The following is a 21,397-nucleotide window of genomic DNA, read 5'->3' as shown; positions in this document are numbered from 1 at the left end:
TTGTGATGCAACAGCTTATTCATCGCATTTGGTATCAAGGTCATCAAGCTAAATGGTTATTACTGCCGTTATCTGGGGTATTTTGGTTAATATCCACTATTAGGCGGTTACTGTTTAGTTGTGGGCTAAAACAAGCGCAAGTATTACCTGTCCCCGTAATAGTGGTGGGTAATATCACCGCGGGAGGCAGTGGTAAAACTCCAACAGTAATTTATTTAATTGAACTGTTACGCCAACATGGTTACAAGCCAGGTGTGATAAGCCGAGGCTATGGAGTTAATATCGATGGTGTTGTTGCTGTCAATCCTAATGCAAAAGCTAATGATGTAGGGGATGAGCCTGCAATGATAGTGGCTCGTACTCAAGTACCTATGGTTGTCGGTGCCAAGAGAGTGAGCGCAGCGCATACATTATTAGCAGACTTTGATGTTGATGTGATTATTAGTGATGATGGCTTACAGCATTATGCCTTAGGCCGTGATATCGAAATTGCTTTAGTGGATGGTGAGCGTCGTTATGGCAATCACTGCTTGTTACCCGCAGGCCCTTTACGTGAAGGTTTGTGGCGGTTAAATTCAGTTGATTTTGTGATAAATAATGGCGGACCAGCTCAAACCGGTGAAGTGCTGATGGCACTAGAGCCCGCGCCGCTTTGTCAGGTTGACAATAACCTAGACGATAAGTTTAATCAGCAACACAGTGTCGTTGCGATGGCGGGTATTGGTAACCCGCAACGTTTTTTTAATAGTATTAGCCAGTTAGGCTATAAAGTAGTACAAACAGTTGAGTTCGCAGATCACCAAGCTTTTGACCAAAAGCAATTAAGTGACTTATCCGTACAGCATTCATTATTAATGACTGAAAAAGATGCGGTTAAATGTCGCGATTTTGCACAATCAAACTGGTGGTATTTACCTGTAAATGCGAAGCTTAACTCAGAATTTGATCACGCATTGTTGAGCCAATTACAGCAAGTGGCTCAAACTAAAAAAGGATTGTCTCATGGCATTTGATAAAAAATTACTCGAAATTGTGGCCTGCCCAGTATGTAAAGGCAAGCTAGATTACGACAAAGAGTCGCAACAACTGATCTGCAAGTTTGATAAATTAGCGTACCCTATTACCGAAGGTATTCCGGTATTGTTAGAAAATCGTGCTACAGCGTTAGTGACTGAATAACGGTTCGATGATGTGAAAAATGATTGAATGATTAAGCGCCCAAAAGGGCGCTTTTTTTGTTTGAGGAAAGCCATTATATTGAGCTGCAACATTTTTCTTATTCAGCTATCAACAGTTTGCTCTTAGCTCCGTTTATCTAATCATTTTTACCTTAGTCATTAATCATGGTCATTTATCGTGTGTGCTATTTAATGATGAATTGATCGGATATTTATACTGATTAATATCGATGGTAACCAAATGTATCTTTTGTGTTTTTAGTTTGTATACAAGGTATGTATGAAGTTTTTATATAAAGCTAATATTCTATCAAAAAGCACTAAAAATCATTGATTTAATTGAGTTCTATAAACGTTAGTAAGATAATTTAGTCATCAGTAATAGTGAGTCGATGACTAGGTTGTTTTATGGCTGAGAATGATAGTTTTCAACAACATGTGGCTAAGGTTTATCGTGAACACCGTGGCGAACGTGTAGTGCCTTTCGAATACCAAGGTAAGCGATATTGGTTGAAGCAAGTAGAGCATCTTGCAGGGGCGATGCGTTTATTAAAGCAAAACTCCACAGCTGCATTACATAAAGAAATTGGTGTATTAAATACGCTAAGTCATTTAGGTGCACCAGTGCCTGCGGTTGTCGATTTTGGTGACGGTTACATGGTTGTCGAAGACGCTGGAAGTACCATTAATCATCTGCTCGAGTGTACAAACCAAACCTTATGGCAACCCATTTTAAATGATGTCAGCGTAGCATTAGCGAAACTACACTCTATGCAGCTTGCTCATGGTCGTCCAGCCTTACGTGACATTAGCTGGCAAGCCGGTGAGGTTAAATTTATCGATTTTGAGGCGAATCAACAGCATAAATCAGTTGTCTCACAACAAATTCGAGATGTGTTGGTGTTTATCCATAGCTTATATCGCTATATTGGACCCAATAATAATGTGATTAATCAAGCTATTGCTTGTTATCGTTTAGCGGGTGGTGAAGCAATATGGCAAAAAGCCAAGCAATTTTTAGCTTCCTGGCAATGGTTATATTATTTCGCGAGACCTTTTCGAGATATTGGTGGAAAAGATTTGAAGCCAGTGTATTGGGTGTTGTGGCATTTCAGGCAAGCGCCTTTAACACTGGCATAGTGTCTGTAATACCTTTAACTACGTTGGTATTTTATACAAAAAGCTTGCCTAGACAGCAAGCTTTTTGTATGTAGACCGGCAGTGATCTTGATTGATATACCGAAATGGATTATCTAGTTAAGATTTTGCGGCTAGGTCTTGATATAAAGTTTCAATCCATTTATCTGCCGAGATAAATTCCCAAGCCCAATTAGCATATTTTGCTGGAACGCCCTGTTTTTTGATGGTGGCTAAATCATGGCCCATTTCAATTTCACCACGCATCCAATTAATACTGTCATCAAGCATATGCTTGAATTTTAGCAGTGCATTTTTATCGGCTAACTCGCCATGACCGGGTATTACCTTAGTTTTATTGTCTAAACGATCGAGGATCAAGCTGACGTTTTCACGATAGCCTGTTACAGAGCCTCCCGCCGCTAAATCAATGTACGGAAAGCGGTCTTTAAAGTATAAATCGCCCATGTGAATAATATTGGCTTTTTGCCACATGACGACACTGTCACCATCGGTATGGCCTGGACTTAGGTGAATAACCTCTAAAGTATCTTGATTAAAATGAATTGAGATATTGTCTTCATAAGTGATAACGGGCAATGCTGACGCAGGAGTACTGCTATCCGCTTTGAGACGTTCGAGAACATTATGATGAGCTAAGATAGAGCCTGTTTCACCAAAGTGGGCGTTTCCACCCGTATGGTCACCATGGTAATGAGTATTAACGATGTATTTAGGCAAGCCAGGTTGAATATCATTAAGTGCGGCGGTAATTTTATCGGCTAAAGGTGCAAATTGATCATCAACAATTAATATGCCGTCATCTCCAGCTGAAACCGCAATATTGCCTCCGGCCCCGATAAACATGTAAGTATTATTGTCTAGTTTGTTGGATTTAATGACCACATCACTGAACTTATCATCAGCAATGGCTGACGTTTGAGCTAATGCAAGCATCGCTACTGCACTGAGTCCGATGATGTGACGTTGAAATGTTAGTTTCATGACGATCCCTCATTGCTGTCATAGCAATTATTTTATTGTTATTAATACTGCCTAGCGTAACAAGTTGATCACTTATCGTGCAACAACATCCAGTGAATTAGCATCTGATTAAATAAAATCACGCTTCTCCAATGTAGCTTATTAAGCATTGACCGTAGCAAACATTGACCATAGCAAACATTGACTACTGTAAACAATAACGATGCACCAGCAGAACTGAAGTGTAGGACTATTTGGTCCAAGGCAGCAGTTTTTGAGCAAATGCATTGGCTAGCCCTAGTCTAATTGCGGCTTTATGGCGCACCAGATATAGTGCTTGGTAGCATAATGGTACCAAATACAAACTGGTGACGGTTGAAAAGGTTAACCCACCAATAATGGCAATGGCCATTGGCGAATACGGCGGTCCACCACCGCCTATCTGAGTATCTCCCATTGCTAATGGCACTAATCCCAGCACTGTGGTTGCAACCGTCATTAATACCGGACGTAAACGAGTAATACACACGTTAATGATGGTATCACTTAGCTTATCCAAATCGGGTGTCATCTGATTAATTTGGTCTACCAGTACAATACCGTTATTAACCACAATGCCCATCAAAATAAGTATGCCAATCATCGACATTACCGACATTGGTGTACCTGTGAGCCACAATGCCCAGAACACGCCAGTAATTGAGAACATAATCGAAGTGATAATAGCTGTCGGTAGCAGCAGTGATTCAAATAACGCCGCCATGACGATATAAATCATTGCGATAGCCAAGATCATATTTACCGCCATGATGGACTGGTCTTCATCTTGGCGTTCAAAACCACCGCGTAACGAGTAGCCGTACCCGTAGGGGAAGTTCACTGAGTCCATCACCTGAGTAATTTTGGTTTGCGCTTCTTCGGTTGTGAGATCTTCAAGATTTGCACCAATGGATAAAGCCGTTTGGCGATTAAAATGACGAATAGTATCAAATCGAGGAACTACGGTTGCTTCAGCTAAACTGTCCAGGGTATAAACTCGGTCACCTTGGCGAATGATCGGCAGTTGCTTAAGTTTTTCTAAAGAGTTCTGCCAGCTTTTGTCATAGGCCAGTTCGATACGTAGTTCGCCGCTAGGATCATGGCGAAACGAACGTAACTGCGACCCTCTTAAGGCAATGGCAATGTTCGATGCTATATCGCTTAAGGTTAAATCCAGACGGGCAGCCATTTCTCGGTTGATCACCACCACCACTTCTTGTTGGGCGCCATTCACTTCCGAGCGCACATCGACTAAGCCCTCTATATTGTCGAGCAATGGCATCACTTGTTCACTGATGCGGATTAGTTCGGTTGTTGAGCGTCCCGTTAAGGTTACACGAATGCCGTTATTTTCATTGCCCCAACCAAATTGTGGCGTAGCAATCGAAAATTTAGGAAATCCTTCGCGGATCATTTTCTTTAACTCACCAATGTCTATTGGGATGTCTTTTTGTAATAAAATGGTTGATTGTGCATCTTGCGGGGCGTAGTAACTGTAAACCGCATCAATATAAAACGTGTCTTTATTGCTGTATAAATACGTTTCCATGCTATTAATCATGGCTTCGGTCACCGCTAGATTATGGCGACCTTCTAGCTGGTAATTAATGTATAACCGGTCATTACCTTCGCCATCTCCTTGATCTTGTTGCACCATGCTTAATGGCAATGCTGTCGATATCAACAATGCCACTGCGATGACACCAGAACGTTTTGGTCGGGTTAATATCCACGTGAGGCTACGTTGATAAAAACGCCCTAAGCGATTGTTGTCATTAGCGGCCTGCACTTCAAAGTGAAAGTGGTTGAGCATCAGTGGGATTAATGTTTTCGCTACCAATAATGAAGCCGCTAGCGAGATACAAATGGCCACAGCAACATGTTCTAAAAAGATGGTCAGTTGCACTTTTACGCCGAAAATATTCGGTAAAAATACAATGGCGGTGGTTAATGTGCCTGCTAAAACCGCCAAAGAGACTTTTTCAACGCCAGTTAACACGGCTTGTTGGTTGGCTTTTATCTGACAAGTGTCGTCAATGTGCCCAGCTTGTTTCTCTTGTAGCACGCTTTCGGTGACCACCACCGCATTATCAATCAACATGCCGACGGCTAATAACAATCCCATCATCGATAAAATATTTAAGCTGTAGCCTAAAAAATACATACCAGCCAATGTCATACATAATGAAATCGGTACCGATGAGATAACCACTAAGGTCATTTTAAGGTTACGCAAAAACAGAAACAGCACCCCAAATGACAGTACCGCACCCATTAAGCCAGACAGTAATAAGTCTTTGAGTGAGGACTTAACCCCATAGGCTTGGTCTTCCATGATAAACAGTTTGATGCCATTAAATTGCTGATCTTGCTTAACCTGTTCGATAACGCTTAGCACACGATCAGACACCTCTACTAAATTGGCACCAGATTCCTTAAATACATCAATACCCACCGCATATTTTTGATCTAAATGTCGGCCTTCAATTTTCTCGGGCAGGGCATAGCTTACCATCGCAATATCTTGCAAGCGGATACCCGGCACAATCACCAGATTATTGATATCATCAAGGCTGGTAAATTCACCTTTTGGTGAGACTTGATACACCCGTGAATTTTCTCTTAGGGTACCCGCACTGATGACAAAGTTTTCTGCCAGTAAACGCGATCGTAAATCGAGACTATTAAGGCTTGATGCGACTAATTTATCGGCATCAAGTCGGATTTCAATCTGTTTTTGTTCAACACCATAAAGGGTGACTTTTGATACGCCATCAACGCGTTCAAGTGGCTTACGAAGCTGTTTGTCTAACAAATCAAATGCATTAGAGAGTTCGCGCTCGCTTGATATGCGAATGGTTAACACCGGCATATCGGCGGTTGAGAACTGTTGGATCATGACGCGCTCAACATCTTTTGGTAATAAATGCCTTACCGAGTCAATTTTCTCGCGCGCTTCTAGGCTTTTGGTGGCAACATCTTCACCCCATTTCATGTTGAGCTGAATAAACGCCCCGTCTTGGGTTGAATCTGATCGCACCTCTTCTATGCCGCTCATGGTAGCAAGTGACTCTTCCAGCACTTTAGTGATGTCGCGTTCAACTTCTGCAGGGCTGGAGCCTTTGTACGGAACTTGCACCACAATTTGTGGAATATCAATTCCTGGAAACATTTCTAATGGCAGCATTCTACTGGCCGCCATGCCAAACAACATAATGGCCAAGAAAAACATGCAGGTGGTGACGGGGCGCTTTATCGCCAGTTGAGTGATGTTCATGCTGGCGTCTCCGCTGTATTAAACTCAACGTCGCTTTGGGTATATTGTTTACGGTCAAATAGCGCATATAAAGCGGGAATAACTAACAATGTAAGCAAGGTTGACATGCTTAATCCGAAAATGACTGTAATAGCCATTGGCGCACGAACTTCACTGCCATCGCCAATGCCTATTGCCATTGGTAATAAACCTAAGGTAGTGGTTAGGGTTGTCATCATGATAGGACGTAAACGAGATTGCGCGGCATCATTAATCGCGGTCAGTTTATCAATACCTTCTTGGCGCAATTGATTAATACGGTCAACCAATACAATCGCATTGTTGACCACAATACCTGCTAGCATAATTAAGCCAATAAATACCACTACACTCAAATGGGTCCCGGTAATGAATAAACCCACAATACTGCCGGCAACGGCCATTGGAACAGCGATTAAGATTAGCAGTGGATGCAACAATGATTCAAATTGGCTTGCCATCACTAAATACACTAGGAAGATAGCCAAAACGAGGGCTATTTTCAATGAGTCAAATGAGTGCTCCATTTCTTCATTTTGGCCGCCAAATCTGGCCTGAATCGAACTTGGTAGCTGCTGTTTAGCCAATATCTGCTGGGCTTCAATGACCGCTTCGCTTAAGTCACCGTAAGCCAAATTAGACGACACAATAGCGACTCGTTGTTGACTGATACGATTAATTGCTGAAGGGCCAATTTGCAAATCGATTGTGGCAATAGCACTTAATGGAATTGGTTGGGCACTATTGGGATTAATAATTAACGATTCAATGTCGCTGATTTGATCGCGTTCGCTTAATTCACTGCGCACCAAAATATCCACTTTACGATCGCGTACCGTAAACTGGCTGGCAATAGTGCCACCGACACGTTGGGCTATGCGGTTAGCGACTGTCGGAGCGTCCATTCCCAGCGAGGCTAAACGGGCATGGTCAAAGCGAATACTGATCTCTGGTTGGCCATCGCGCAAGGTAGTATTGATGTCACTAAAGCGGTCAGAATCAGACAAGGCTTTAACCAGTTGGTCTGCACTTTGTTTGAGTTGAGCTAAATCATAACCCGATAGCTCAATTTCAAGCGGGGTTTTAAAACTGAATAATTCAGGGTGTTCAATTTGCGCTTCTAGTTCAGGAATATTTTTTGCTGTGTTACGCAATACCTGACTAACCGCATTAAAGGCTAAAGGGTCTGCGAGTACCACTTGTAATCGGCCCCAGTTTTCACCACCTCTTGCTGTATCCGATGTCATTAACCCACCGCTACCGGCCTGACTATAGGCGTGTTTCACATCTTCACGGTCTTTAATCGACAGCGCTAGTTGTTGTAATACAGCATCAGTTTCACTGACTTCGGTGCCTGGCGGTAATAATACTTCGACATAAAACTCACCTTGATTCATCGGCGGGATTAACTCGACACCTAACTTAGGCAGTAAACTGCTTGACGCTAGGGTTACCAAAAGTGCTAACACAATGGTCAATACTTGATAGCGTAGAGCGTGATGTAACACCCGGAAATAGATTGATTCGACGATGCGATATAAGTAGTTAAAACCAGCACAGATGGGTTTGAGTAATAGCCCAAATACACTACTTACAAAACGGCTAATGACAATAATTGCGGTTAATAATCCTGAAGGCAAATAGCTAAACAAGAGTTTAAATGGAAAGCTCAGCACAGCCAGTAAGTAGTAGGCCACTTTGCCTTTTCGGCTAGTGGGTTTCGGTTTTTGGGCGACTTCAATAGGTTGCGGCAGGCTGGTGAAGCCTTGTCGTGATGCCAACATGGGAATGGCTGTTAAGGCAACAAATAATGAGGCGAGTAGGGCGAACGTGACCGTGAGCGCTTGGTCGGCAAATAAGGCTCCTGCAATGCCGTCGACAAACACTAAAGGGACAAATACAGCTAGAGTGGTGAGTGTTGATGCAAAAATGGCGCCTGAGACTTCTTTACATCCTGTGACGGCAGCTTCAACTTTACTCATGCCTTGAGATTTATAACGGTCTATGTTTTCTAATACCACAATTGCATTGTCGACCAATAAACCAATTGCTAACGCAATACCACCTAACGACATAATGTTTAAGCTGATATCGGCAAAGTACATCATGTTAAAGGTAGCAATAACCGAAAAGGGAATCGAGATAGAAATAATTAATGTGGCAATAATGTCCCGTAAAAACAGGTAAATTACCAGCATCGCCAGTAAGCTGCCAAATAACGCTGCCGATGTCACTTCATTGACTGCGCTTTCAATAAACTCAGATTGGTCGTAAATTACTTTTAACTTATTGTGTTCATTAGCTTGATTGATTTTTTCAAGTTCAGATCGTAGCTTTTGTGCAACAGCAACGGTATTGGCGTCACCTTCTTTGTATATGGCTAATTCAATCGATTCTACTTCGCCGATGCGAGTAATATCACTGCGTTCTTTGTAGGCATCACTAATCACCGCAATATCAGATAATCTGACTAACGTTTGGCCATCGCGGTAGATAATCACTTGACCTAATTCATCTAATGAATTGAATTGATTTAAGGTTCTGACCAAGTATTCTTTATCACCCTGAATCACTTTACCTGCTGAAAGGTTGATATTTTCTTCATTTATACGGCGCTTAACCTGGTCGGCATTAAGGTTCAATTGGCTTAGTTTTTGTTGATTTAATTCAATATGAACTTCTTGCTCTAACCCGCCTGATAGCCTTACGGCGGCAACACCGGATAAGGCTTCTAAACGTCGTTTTAACTCCTCATCTGCAAAGGTTCGCATTTGCTTTAATTGTTCCGCATCGGCATTGGGTACAGAAAAAGCTAAGCGCATGATGGGATCAAGATTGGGGTTAAAACGCAGTAATAATGGTTTATTAATGTCTAAGGGCAGCTCGATAGTGTCGATTTTTTCACGCACTTCAAGGCTAGCCATGTCCATATTTGTGCCCCATTCAAACTCGAGCACAACATCAGACATGCCAGAACGTGAAATTGAACTTATTTTCCGCAGTCCTTTTACCACCCCAACAGCTTCTTCAATTGGTTTTGATACCAGCTGCTCAATTTCAACCGGAGCGGCACCGTCATAGGCTGTGCGTATGGTCACGCTGGGATAGCTTAAATCGGGTAACAGTTTTACCGCGAGGCGAGAAAACCCTACCATGCCAAAAAGCATCACAGCTAACATGAACATCCATACAGTGACGGGGCGTTTAACCGAAGTGTTAATTATTGACATTATCCCGCTCCGTTATCGAATAGCTGCGAAGCTAAGTGGGGTAATAATTTCCACTAATGATTGATCTTTGAGGTTTTGTTGGCCCCTGATGACAATTTGTTCGCCATCTTCAACACCCGATAAAATTTCAACCGTGTTATTTTCACGATATCCCAAGGTGACTTCACGTCGTTGTGCCTTGGTGTCTTTTATCACATACAAAGCTTGAGTGTTGTCTTGGTTGATTAATGCGTTATAAGGCACGGTAAGTACATCAAGGTGGGTGTCGTATTTAAGTTCAACCCGAGTAAACATACCCGCTTTTAATGTTGCATCTTGATTTGGCACGGCTAACGTCACTTTAAACGTACCGCTTTGAGCATCCACTATCGGACTAATGCGCAGCACTTTTGCATCGATAATATTGGCCGCTGTACCTTGGTGTTGTTGAATAATACTGGCTTGTTGACCAACCCGTAAACTAGCAAGTTGTTGTTCTGGTAAGTGTAATATGCCGTGAAGTTGGTCTTGATTAACAACATAAAATAACTCTTGGAACTCTTTTGCCATATTGCCTGTTTTAACATAGCGTGAAGCAACGACACCATTAATGGGTGAGGTGATTTGGCTTTCTTTAACTTGTAGCTCTGCTAAGTCGCGCTGTGCTTTAGCAGCTTGTAGGTTGAACTCGAGCTTGGCCATTTGATCCTGGCTAATAAACTCTTTGTTGTTCATTTTATTTAAACGATTTAACTCTTGCTGAATAATCTGCACTTCGGCTTCTGAACGATTGAAATCATAACGTTGACGCTTGGCATCAATTACCGCAAGTATTTGCCCTTTGGTAACCCGATCGCCTTCTTCAACGTTAATCTTTTCGATTATCCCAGCAATGCGGCTCATCACATGAGACTCTTCAGGTGCTTCAAGTGTGGCGGTGGTGCTGTAAAAAGAGGATACATTGCCTGTGGTGACCAGTGCTGTTTCAACCGGAATAGCAAATTTTTCATCTTTTTTTGCTTGCTCTTCTTCGCCGCTGCAACCACTCAATACTGCAATACAAAGTAAAGGAATTGCCATTTTCTTCATGCTGATGAACCTATCCATGGGGTACCTGCTAGTGTTATATTTTTTGAATTAAATGACGCTAATGTACTTATTGTTATTCTTAAGCGAGTTAACGTCACGTTATCATTTGTAACTAATGTTAATTAAATACATCAAAGCACTAACTGTGCCACTTTTTATAGTGTATAAATAACAAAGGTTTATAGTATTTTTGGTTAAGGGTTAGCGAAATTGACAATGTTAATGTAGTGAAAATAATTAACATTTGGTGTGATTGGTTATTTATGTATTTTCGTGTTGTAGAAATAAACAGATTCATTGATATCAATAAATGGAAAATAATTTAAAAGGAAGCGTAAATGAAAACAACAACATGGTTGGGCATGATGGCATCAGTTTTTTTATTGTCCTCATGCAGTATGTTGGTGAGCCAGCAGTCGGGGAAACAGTCTGTTTCGAGCAGTCTGATGGACTTTTTGTATCCTAATAAAGAAGCCCGTGCAGTACATAGCGCCGAAGTTCCATTGCTCACATTACCGGTAAAAGTCGGTATTGCCTTTGTACCGTCTACAGGCTTTCAAAAAGAGGCAGTGCATAGTAAAGATCAATACGAATTACTTGAAAAAGTGAAAGCGGCTTTTGTTCAATATGATTATATTGACCGCATTGAAGTCATTCCGAGTACTTATCTTGCAGGTGGTGATGGTTTTAACACATTAGAACAAGTTGGGCGTTTATATGATGTCGATGTAATGGCGTTGGTGTCTTACGATCAAGTGACTCAGTCTGTAGAGAATAATGCCGCGTTATTGTATTGGACCATCGTGGGTATGTATGTGATTCCGGGCAATGAAAATACCGTACAAACGTTTGTCGATACTGCAGTGTTTGACATTAAAAGTAGGAAAATGCTCTTTAGAGCACCAGGGATCAGTAAGCTCGAAAAGCGCACAACCGCTATTGGTATTGACGAAACATTAGCTGAAAAATCGATGCAAGGTTTTGACCTGGCGGTTACTGATATGACTAAAAACTTAGACGATGAGTTAGCTCGATTTAAAGTGAGAATTAAAGAGGAAAAAATTGCCAAGGTGGAACATAGCAATAATTACAGCGGCGGGACTATTGATATTCAGTTTGGTTTATTATTATTGATAATGTTATTCATTCGATTAAGACTAAGTAACCTGAGATCGGTTTAAGCCATAACAACAATAGCGCCAAACTCAGCATTCGTAATATTGAGTTGTGGCTTAGTTTCTTTCAGTTGATAGGCAATCAATCCGCCTATCATATTCAACATAAAACCATGCACGCTTCGATGTCTTGTATGCTCTATTTGTGAAATATTTTTTAGCTGGTCATTGATGGTTTCAATGATAAATCGACGTGAAAGCATCGCTCTATCCCATAGGGATAATGCATTAGCTTTCATGTTTTTACGGACATTATTGACGATCGTAACACCTTGTTCGAGTAAGTCGCTCGCCAGTGCTTTGCTAATGTAGCCTTTGTCGGCATAAAGTTTATCCATTGAGTTAACCACCATCCCCGATACAGGCTGAGTGTCATGCACATTCGCGGGCGTTATTTTGGCGGCTACAATGCCGCCTTTGTGATTAACAATTAGGTGAAGTTTAAACCCGTAGAACCATCCCATCGTGCCTTTTCCTCGGCTAGCGAGGCCCGATAAACTTTTATGCCTTGGAATTCGTAAGTTGTGACAGACCTTGATACTCGTTGAATCAACAAACCCAATCCCTGTTGGCTGACTTCTTATGGTACAAAAATAGCTGTACAATGGCACGACAGTTGTGGGCATTAGTTCCAAAAAGCGGCTGTAACTGAGCAAATGTGGAAAATCAGATTTAAAGAATCGAGCAAGATAACCAGTATAAAAGTTCTTGAAGTCACGGTGGTGGGATGTATGGAAGAGTATGATAATGGTCATTATTTCGCTCATGTCCATTCAATTTGAGCGCTGACGTCTTCGTGTGCCGTCAGTCAGGCATTGTGTTTTCCATTGCGGAGTGAATACAGCACAAAAATCATCGACATCACAAAATATATCCATTAAATTATTCATACGCCCTCTGCATGATTAAATCCTTCTTGGTCGAAAGATCTGATCGTAAAGAGGGCGTTTAGTTCAATTCTTATCCCGAGTTCAGGTTAAGTAAGGCAGGGCTACCGCACGAGTGAGTGTTTTTCATACAAGTCGAGGTAGGTATATCCAATATTTCATATTCTAACCATAGAAATTGTTATCGACTAAACTTCCTCTTATTCTAATTTTCACAGATTTAAATTAAAAACGTTCATGCGATTGCCCTGGCAATATTCTAGCTCATACTTATGATTTATTTTATGAAAATTTAAGGTTGCGGATGATCGTTTTTCACCAGTAAAAACAGTAAAAACAGTAAATTAAGTGGCATTAGCGTTACAGACAATGGATTTACAGTCAATGGCCCATCAAAGCAGTGTGTACAGCTGGCTCAATATCACTATCTGCCATCGGGTTTATTGAATAAAGCGACACAAGGTAATCAACTTGAACTCAGTCATGCCTATGATAGCTATTCAAGATTAATTGAGCAGACATGGCGACATGCGAGCTCAAATAACGCAGCACCAGAGTTTATATTAGAAGAGCTTGCCTCATCAGAGTCAGCTCTGTTCGCATCAAGACATTATCAATACGATAAGCAACATCAATTACTTCGCTGTGATAGCGAAGTAGCAGAGCAGGGCGCAACTAGTGAGGTTCAAACCTCTCAAGGGCCTGAAACCAAAAGCACACCCGATGTTAAGCCATTTCGCTATAACAACATCAGCAAACTCGTCAGTGACAGTCATACTCGTGTATCGGATAACCCTACTGGCAACAAAACCAGTGTTCAGCAACAATACCAATGGGATGGATTTGGTAATCCTACTCATTCTCTACGTGATAACGATAACCGTGTTGATGCCAGTGTTAACAGTTCAACATTTGATACAGAGCGCGCTGAAAAAATTCAACATTCAGTTTCATCGGCATTATCATCCGATGCAGTAAGGCCCAATAAAAACCTTAACGATGTAGTGGTTAACAACGACCGCTTAATGAGCATGGCGGGCATCGATTACCGCTATGACGCCAGTGGCAACCAAATCAGCCAAGTAGGTAGGGGTGACAAACAACAACGCAGCTTTAATGGCTTAAATCAACTGGTTCAAATCAACGTTAATGGCAAGCTGACCCAATACGAATATGATGCCTTAGGCCGTCGCAGTGCAAAAATCACCGAACTTGGTCGCACCGACTTTATTTGGGATCATCACCAACTGATTGGCGAATGCACCTTAGGTGAATACAGCTGGTATATCTATCAGCCTGATACTTTTACACCTGTAGCACTGATTAAAGCAGGGCAGGTTTATTATTATCACTTAGACCAACTCGGCACACCTATTTGCTTAACGGATGAAAATGCTAAAATTGTCTGGCGCAGTCAGCAAGACGTGTTTGGTCAGACAATTGAAAGAACATCTATTAAACATAGAGACATTGAATATACAGATTTTAAAGATGCAGCCAAGCAAGACAAGATAACTAACCCAATCCGTTTTCAAGGGCAATACTTTGATGACGAATCAGGTTTACACTACAACCGCTTTCGGTACTACAGCCCTCAACAAGCACGATTCATCCATCAAGACCCTATTGGATTAGTGGGTGGCATAAATCATTATCAATATGCGCCTAATCATGTGAATTGGGTGGATCCATTTGGGTTGTTGTGTAAAGAAGGGCAAGCTAAATTATCGGCGATGTTAGATAATTTAGTTGGCAAAGGAATAGATCAAAAAACGAAAGATAAGATATTACAAAGTGCAATTGATAGTGCTGCCATTACCGATCCAGAAGGTAAATTAAAAGTACAAAAGCCGGATGGAGTAAATAAGCTAAATTATGCTTATACACTTGAATCGATGAATGAAGTGGATAACACCATTACTATTCGCCGTAACATTGGTGGTGAGCTAAAAGAAATGGAGCTTACCATTGAAGAGTTTGCTGGTATGCATGAATTTGGCGGTAAGGCTGTGAATGATGAGTGGGCCAGTAAAGGGCGCATTAAAGAAAATACAGCCAGAACGTTGATCACAGCTAAAAAGAAAGAAAACTCAGAAAAAACGTATAAATTGACGCCTGAAGAAAAGGATGAATTGCAACAACATTGTGACGAGCGCGATGAGGCAATGATAGAGCGTGATAAGTTTGCTCGTCAAACTGATGGATATAATAAGCAAATCCCAAAAGTGAATGAGCAATCAGCCAAAATAGGCGAAAAAGCCGCAGATATGGCAGTGAAAGCCACTTACCCTGGTTATGAGCGAATTCATCCAGACAGTTTGGATGAATCTTCTTCTGTATCGGGTAACTTTGATATGGTGTATCAAAATGCTAACGGTGATGTGATCATTGTTGAAGCCAAAGGGGGCAAGAGTCCACTGGGTAAAAAGCAGATTGGTGACAGTGATTATCAGCAGGGAACACCCAAATATGCGCAGGCCATTACAGATAATATGGGGAAAAGTTTACCAAATACATCTGATAAGAAAGCGGCTAATGCAATCGAAGAAGCCATAGATGATGAAAACATCATTAAATATTTGCATATCGAAACTCCGATAACGAAAACGGATACTGGCTCTAAGGTTAGTGAAGTAAAAATTTCAGAGTTTGATATTGATTTATTATAATTAGCAGGTTAACAAATGAAAACTGAAAGAACTCATAAGCCTCAATTTGAAAAAGCGTCTTTGGAGGAGTGGCTAGAATCCCCAAAGAAAAGAATAAAAAAAATTCCAGTAAATATAATTAATAAAAGAGATAACTTGCTAAGGTTCTCTCAACTATATATTAATTTTTCTCGTTGGCTCACCTGGGCAGAACAAACCCCAGAGATAGAACAAGAGTCAGCAATGGGCCTAAAGCTTGCCTCAAAAATGTATTCAGCATTTTTGAAGTTGGCTGCGCAACCAGAGCAAGAGCTTACGTTTAAGATATATGATTTACCTCAAGTAACTTGGAACGGCAAAGGCATGTTAGAAGCTGGCTATGCAGCCCCTGCAGAGTGGCTCGATGCCTATTTTTTAGCGGTAATTACGCGTGATAAAGAAAGTATGGACAGCTTAGCTAATTTTCCCGTAGAGATAATGAAACAAAGTGCAACCAAAGCTGGCCCTGTATCTTATAACTTGGTTGAAGTATTTCAAGCCTACCATCACCGTCAAAGCAATTATCCTGCATTGTTAAACGAATGTATGAAAATGGCGGTAGCGCAAGGTAACGATTGGGCGCTTGATATCGCAATGGGGTATCTAGAAACCTTTGCAGCGCTCACGACAGATATCGGGTTTGACTTTAACGAAACGCTTGCTAAAAATCTTCAGTTGCAAGAAAAGTACTGGATAAATGCAAGTGATCCTAACACTGTGCCTGTTGATTCATTTTTGCCACTCCAATTGCTCGGTATGGCCTGTATGTGGCATGACCGAGGTAATCAAGTCTTGGTTGAAAGTGACTCTCTGCCACGCTTTTTGATTGAAGGTAAATATTTTTAACGGGTTAAGATGAAGTATCTTCGGTAGATGTTTAATTATCGAGAGTATTTTTAATAGGGAGATTTGCTCAACATGTTTGGACTACTAAAAACATACGACGTACACATGTGCTCAGAAGTAAAAGGGCAGGTTTTGTTAAACGGAAAACCTGTTGTTGGCGCTAAAATTACACGGCAACTAAATTATATCCATAAGTTTGTTGAAAATGATGAAACTCGAACAGACGAAAATGGAGAATTCTCTATGCCCGAAGTTAATTTAAGTTCAAAAAAACCGGGAGACATGTTTGTTCATAATTTTACTGAACAGCAAATTGAACTGTTTCATGATGGTCAATCGTACCTCCTTTGGCGTTCTAGTGTTATAGGTATCGAAGAGTCCCCCGAAGTAAAAGAAAAATTAGCAACATTGAATGCTGACTTAACCTCTAAGGAGGTTGATTTTACTTTTCCGAACAAACGTAATCGTAATTTAGAGTTTGATGGAACTAGTATTTGTCGTTGGCAAACTGATTTTGATGTCTATGAATTAAACGATGACGATGAAGACTTTTTTAATTTTTAAATTGACATGTACAAGAATAATCAAAGGAATGATATGAACACATTAACACCACAATTAGCGGTTAATTTAGCGAGTTTTGCATATAAAAGTAAAAATATAAGTAAAGACAATATAGCAAAGATTCAAGTTCCAGCTATGTTGAGAAAACAGTTCATGTTTAATGCTCAGAAATCTACTCTCCATGGGGTATCGGGAACTATTGCAGAACATTTACTTAATCATACTTCTGGCTTTGGTTTTTTTGGGATAGGCCGTTCTGAGGGGAATTTTAAAAATGAAGCGGTAATCATTTTTAGAGGTACGGCATCGATGGCTGATGCTATAACTGACTTACATTGTGGTGTGACTTGTAGTAGTAACAATAAAACGGTTCATGCAGGTTTCAACAAGACTTTTGAGTCAATTAAATCTCAACTTGCTATTCTTCTAGATCAATTAGGAAATAGGCCTGTTCATTGTGTTGGCCATAGTTTGGGTGGTGCAATAGCAAATCTTGCAGCTGTTTGGATACGTTCGAATTATAAAATTCCAGTTAAGTTATATACTTTTGGCTCTCCTAGAGTTGGATTCAATGCTTATGCTCTGCAAACAGAAACTAGTTTACATGGTATTTATCGCGCAGTTCATCGAAGTGACCCTGTTCCGATGGTCCCTGTATGGCCGTTTGTTCATGCAGGAAAAGAATATCGATTGAGCACTTGTGTTTCTTTGACTGGAGCATCTCATATGATGGATGGAGATGCTCCAGGCTATATAAATACAGCAACTAGGTATTCTGAGTATTCACAAATGCAATTAGGCTCAATCCAAAATTTAGCCGTTGTGAGGTTAAACTATCGAAAACGGCACTTAGCTTGTTTTAATGCTCATTGGTCGGATAAAATTGGCGATGCTTTACTCACTTTATTACGTGAAAGTGGAAAGTTATCGAGTATTTTAGCGCAAGCTGCTGTGGGTGGTACATTAACATTATATGATGCACTTGCGAGAGGTATTGTTGAAATATCCAAAATGACGACCGAGTATGCTGCTGATGCTAAAGGGTTATTGGGTCATATTTTAAATTTCGTCGGTAAACCTAGTGTTAAAGTCGTTGATATTACATACAAATTTGTTAAAGATTTATTAGTTCTTATGCTAAACAAATTAAATACATTGGTTCGAGCAGCCATACCAGCCGTAGGTATTTATATGTGATTTTACTAGTACGATAAGTTAATTAGAACTAATTCAGATTTCTTAAAGATATAATTTCAAATTTAGAAAATCATAATTAAGTGGCTGGCAGAGTTCACCCACAAGATGTGTTTGGCCAAACAATTGAAAGCACATTTGTTAAAGATAGGGACATTGAAGATACAGATAATGAACAAGCTGATGTTGATTATGCTGCTTTGCAAGACAAGATAACTAACCCAATCCGTTGGGGAATACCTCAGGGAAATGGAATTATATCGTTAAATTGTCAAAAATCAGTTCCCGAAAATTAAAGAATTACAGATTTTATCTCTTATTAAAATCAACTATGACAAGGATAATACGATGTCATCAATAAAAATAACTCAAGCTGTCGGGTTGGGTGGAGCTAACAATGGAAACGATGTAAAAGCTGTACAAACGGCATTAAATAAATTACTTAAATTCATTCCTCCTACAAAATCATTAATTGTTGATGGCCGTTTAGGCTCTAAGCCTGAAAGCGCTAAAACTGTTGCAGCGATAAAGCTATTTCAAAGTAAAGCACTCAACATGGTACGTCCAGATGGCAAAATTGACGTAAATGGTCGAACTCATCGAAAGATAAATGAATTGTTGATAGTAAATAGCGTTCAGGTCACCGGAATGCAAGACCCTAAACTTTTCATTACTAATGTAATAAAGCCAGCTCTTTTGAAAATAGGTTTAGCCTCCAGAAATGCAGAAATGTTACTACTAGGAACAGCTATCCAGGAGAGTCGTTTAAAATACCGACAACAATTAGGTGGTGGGCCTGCTTTAAGTTATTTTCAAATGGAACCTGCCACACACGATGATATTTGGGATAATTATCTAGCATACAGACCCGATCTTGCAAAAAAAGTCAGCGAATTGTTGAACAATGATGACAAATTACAAGAGCTAAAAGATAATGATCTATATGCATGTGCTATGGCAAGAGTGCATTATTTAAGGGCACCAGCAGGGTTACCATCAGAGGATGATCTTCATGGTCAGGCAGCGTATTGGAAATCTTATTACAATACGCCGTTAGGTAAGGGAACAATTCAAGAGTATGTTCATAATTGGCAAACCTATGGGGTTAAGTAATGACGTTATATAAATCTATTTTTGCAGTCTTATTATTGACCGCTAGCCATTTTGCTGCAGCGTCAGATTGTATTCAAATAAAAGTGATAAAGCCGATACTAGTGCAATTTAGTAGTGATGATGTTAAGTCAAAAAGATTTGATCAAGTTAAACTTTTACATGAAGATAAATCGGGCATTTGTTTACCGACTCTTGACACCTATGTTTTAGCATATAATGAAGGTGTTCCATTTATTGCTGTTCGTTTGAAGGGACACACGCCAAATATCACACTGATAAAAAAAGATGATATTGAGTATGCCTTGATCAAATATCATACGGGGAACAAGCTTCAGGTATTGAAAGGGTACCAATATGTAGACTCTGATTTAATTGAACTTCCAAACTTTACCTTAAGTAGTAATTTAAGCCAAATCAATATCGTTAATGGAAGTATTGAAGTTAACAATACCGAATTAGTTAAAAATAAGGTAATAAACCAATTGGCATACTATGATTTTGACCTAACGGGTATACATAAAAAGCGTTAAAATAATATCATTGGCATTTATCTCAGTAGCTGTGCTGTCAGCCGATAAGGCTACTGAATTGAATAGTATTTCCAGACCCAAAGGCACCATCGTTAGCGTAGAATATATTCTTTATTATCGCCGTTTTTCGCGAGTGGTGGTTAACGCTTTTCTGTGTGGCATTCAACTCGAAGAATACCGTTGACACATATAGGGTTCTATAAAGAATGGTAAAATTAACAAAGATTATCTTTTTAGCTAAGAATTATTTCATGTTCTTGGTGATGAGTAGTCTCATACCCACATAAATAAACTTATCATCATGATATCTAACGCCTAGTTTTCTACAGTAATTAGGCGGAATCAACATCATCAATAAGGTAAAGGAATACTATGCACGATATATTCGGCGAAATTAGACGCGAATTTTACACTCAAACAATCAAGGAGTGGTTAGGGTGGATTGTGGGGACCTTTTTACTGGTCGTGTTGATTAAATGGTTTGCTCAACAATATGACGTCCCAGAATTTGAATTTCATGTCTGGGTTTCAGCGACTCTTTATCTCTGGTATGTATCTACCATTAGCTTATTAATCGGTAGCACTTACTTTATCGCCCGTAATGCTCAAACCATGCTAGAGAGACGAGCGACACATCCTCAAAAGCCTGACAGTATTGATTTGAGCAATGATTTAGTCAGGGTTAAAAAAATCAAGATTAAAGCCGCTATCATTGCCGTTGTTGCGCATCTTATCAATGCTGGTCTTGTTTACTTTGTCACCGGTCACGTTCCTAGCATGACGTCAGAATATCAATTATATGCTGTGATTGGTGTGTTTGCGATAGCCGCCATTAAGCCTGCGATGTTAGCCGTAAACGCTGTTCGGATGGAGATTTTTGGCATGATTGAAGAAGCAGATTACCCACAACAGTCTGTTGCTGATTTATGGCGAGTAGTGAATGACTTTAACGACTATGAAGAGCGATTAGAAAAAGTATTCGAGCGTATCGATGACGCTAAGCAGGAGTTCAGCCGTGAAAAAGAGGTTACTATTGCTGATATTGTTGAAAAATTAACAGTATACAAAGCAGAATTACACTCTGCATTCGATGAAAAAATAACACTTCTCTCATCATCAGATAGCGCAAGAGAAGCGGCTTATCATGCGTTAAAAGAAGCACAGGCACCACTCAGTAAAGAAGTCAGTAAAATATTGGCTGAACTGCAAAACTTACAAAGCTTTGTGATTGATTTACGTGACAAAAATATCAAGGGAGAGCAATTGATGTCAGCATTAAAAGAATTTGGTATTGAGTCATTAGCTGATTTAAATGTGAGCTTTCAAAAATCGATTGTGACGCATAATCCCCCCTTACGAAGTGTCCTATCGCCAATTGATGAAGATAGATGCGAATAAATAAAGCGAAACACAGTATCAGCTCTTTAAAACATGAATAACCCCAATATAGATGCGTTACTGGTTAACGCA

General features: G+C 40.2%; 17 protein-coding genes and 1 pseudogene. 13 read left to right on the top strand and 5 right to left on the bottom strand.

From position 1 onward, the window contains the following. Positions 1 to 5 precede the first annotated feature (5 nt). The 3 genes from lpxK (at position 6) to AAEY97_RS05010 (ending at position 2,318) form a co-directional block, all read left to right on the top strand. Positions 6 to 1,013, top strand: coding sequence for a tetraacyldisaccharide 4'-kinase (gene lpxK, locus AAEY97_RS05020; protein WP_192115104.1), 1,008 nt, complete (start codon positions 6 to 8; stop codon positions 1,011 to 1,013). Next, positions 1,003 to 1,179, top strand: a complete 177-nt coding sequence (locus AAEY97_RS05015; protein ID WP_101086858.1) for a Trm112 family protein — start codon at positions 1,003 to 1,005, stop codon at positions 1,177 to 1,179. Before lpxK ends, AAEY97_RS05015 begins: the two co-directional genes overlap by 11 nt. A gap of 407 nt (positions 1,180 to 1,586) precedes the next feature. Then, the gene (locus AAEY97_RS05010; RefSeq protein WP_162023353.1) at positions 1,587 to 2,318 is read left to right on the top strand and encodes a BUD32 family EKC/KEOPS complex subunit; all 732 of its coding nucleotides are present in this window, start codon (positions 1,587 to 1,589) and stop codon (positions 2,316 to 2,318) included. 117 nt (positions 2,319 to 2,435) lie between these two features. Here AAEY97_RS05010 and AAEY97_RS05005 read toward each other — a convergent pair whose 3' ends face one another. The 4 genes from AAEY97_RS05005 to AAEY97_RS04990 all read right to left on the bottom strand — a co-directional run bounded on the left by AAEY97_RS05005 (position 2,436) and on the right by AAEY97_RS04990 (position 10,949). Beyond that, positions 2,436 to 3,320 (bottom strand): MBL fold metallo-hydrolase, encoded by an 885-nt coding sequence (locus tag AAEY97_RS05005; protein WP_350996990.1) that lies wholly within the window; start codon positions 3,318 to 3,320, stop codon positions 2,436 to 2,438. 229 nt (positions 3,321 to 3,549) lie between these two features. Beyond that, positions 3,550 to 6,615, bottom strand: coding sequence for an efflux RND transporter permease subunit (locus AAEY97_RS05000; protein ID WP_350996986.1), 3,066 nt, complete (start codon positions 6,613 to 6,615; stop codon positions 3,550 to 3,552). After that, positions 6,612 to 9,863: an efflux RND transporter permease subunit gene (locus AAEY97_RS04995; RefSeq protein ID WP_350978120.1), complete on the bottom strand. Its 3,252-nt coding sequence runs from the start codon at positions 9,861 to 9,863 to the stop codon at positions 6,612 to 6,614. Before AAEY97_RS04995 ends, AAEY97_RS05000 begins: the two co-directional genes overlap by 4 nt. Positions 9,864 to 9,875: 12 nt before the next feature. Further along, the gene (locus tag AAEY97_RS04990; RefSeq protein WP_350978119.1) at positions 9,876 to 10,949 is read right to left on the bottom strand and encodes an efflux RND transporter periplasmic adaptor subunit; all 1,074 of its coding nucleotides are present in this window, start codon (positions 10,947 to 10,949) and stop codon (positions 9,876 to 9,878) included. A gap of 320 nt (positions 10,950 to 11,269) precedes the next feature. On the opposite strand from AAEY97_RS04990, the gene rhlP reads away from it, so the two are divergent. After that, a complete protein-coding gene (gene rhlP / locus AAEY97_RS04985; protein WP_350996985.1) occupies positions 11,270 to 12,112 on the top strand; it encodes a rhombotarget lipoprotein in 843 nt (280 codons plus the stop codon). Here the strand turns inward: rhlP and AAEY97_RS04980 are convergent. Continuing rightward, positions 12,109 to 12,996: pseudogene (locus tag AAEY97_RS04980) on the bottom strand (IS982 family transposase). The gene rhlP and the pseudogene AAEY97_RS04980 sit on opposite strands and share 4 nt — an antisense overlap. 440 nt (positions 12,997 to 13,436) lie before the next feature. On the opposite strand from AAEY97_RS04980, the gene AAEY97_RS04975 reads away from it, so the two are divergent. The 9 genes from AAEY97_RS04975 to AAEY97_RS04935 all read left to right on the top strand — a co-directional run bounded on the left by AAEY97_RS04975 (position 13,437) and on the right by AAEY97_RS04935 (position 21,325). Continuing rightward, positions 13,437 to 15,662 carry an RHS repeat-associated core domain-containing protein gene (locus AAEY97_RS04975; RefSeq protein WP_350996982.1) on the top strand — a complete coding sequence of 742 codons (2,226 nt, stop codon included), beginning with the start codon at positions 13,437 to 13,439 and terminating at the stop codon, positions 15,660 to 15,662. 15 nt (positions 15,663 to 15,677) lie between these two features. Next, positions 15,678 to 16,526 (top strand): immunity 49 family protein, encoded by an 849-nt coding sequence (locus tag AAEY97_RS04970; protein WP_182744362.1) that lies wholly within the window; start codon positions 15,678 to 15,680, stop codon positions 16,524 to 16,526. A gap of 72 nt (positions 16,527 to 16,598) precedes the next feature. Continuing rightward, on the top strand, positions 16,599 to 17,090 hold the full coding sequence (locus AAEY97_RS04965; RefSeq protein ID WP_182744363.1) for a DUF6795 domain-containing protein: 492 nt from the start codon (positions 16,599 to 16,601) through the stop codon (positions 17,088 to 17,090). Positions 17,091 to 17,123: 33 nt separating this feature from the next. Continuing rightward, positions 17,124 to 18,287 (top strand): lipase family protein, encoded by a 1,164-nt coding sequence (locus tag AAEY97_RS04960; RefSeq protein ID WP_350996978.1) that lies wholly within the window; start codon positions 17,124 to 17,126, stop codon positions 18,285 to 18,287. 80 nt (positions 18,288 to 18,367) lie between these two features. Continuing rightward, the gene (locus tag AAEY97_RS04955) at positions 18,368 to 18,580 is read left to right on the top strand and encodes a hypothetical protein (protein ID WP_182745452.1); all 213 of its coding nucleotides are present in this window, start codon (positions 18,368 to 18,370) and stop codon (positions 18,578 to 18,580) included. Positions 18,581 to 18,632: 52 nt separating this feature from the next. Further along, on the top strand, positions 18,633 to 19,397 hold the full coding sequence (locus AAEY97_RS04950) for a peptidoglycan-binding domain-containing protein (protein WP_259395516.1): 765 nt from the start codon (positions 18,633 to 18,635) through the stop codon (positions 19,395 to 19,397). Continuing rightward, positions 19,397 to 19,927 (top strand): hypothetical protein, encoded by a 531-nt coding sequence (locus AAEY97_RS04945; protein ID WP_182697105.1) that lies wholly within the window; start codon positions 19,397 to 19,399, stop codon positions 19,925 to 19,927. Before AAEY97_RS04950 ends, AAEY97_RS04945 begins: the two co-directional genes overlap by 1 nt. A gap of 58 nt (positions 19,928 to 19,985) precedes the next feature. Then, positions 19,986 to 20,111, top strand: a complete 126-nt coding sequence (locus AAEY97_RS04940) for a hypothetical protein (RefSeq protein ID WP_259395515.1) — start codon at positions 19,986 to 19,988, stop codon at positions 20,109 to 20,111. Positions 20,112 to 20,299: 188 nt separating this feature from the next. After that, positions 20,300 to 21,325 (top strand): hypothetical protein, encoded by a 1,026-nt coding sequence (locus tag AAEY97_RS04935; protein WP_350996972.1) that lies wholly within the window; start codon positions 20,300 to 20,302, stop codon positions 21,323 to 21,325. Positions 21,326 to 21,397: the final 72 nt, after the last annotated feature.

This window comes from Shewanella sp. TB7-MNA-CIBAN-0143, assembly GCF_040310065.1.
Lineage (GTDB): Bacteria > Pseudomonadota > Gammaproteobacteria > Enterobacterales > Shewanellaceae > Shewanella.
This window is presented reverse-complemented; position numbering and strand designations above follow the sequence as displayed.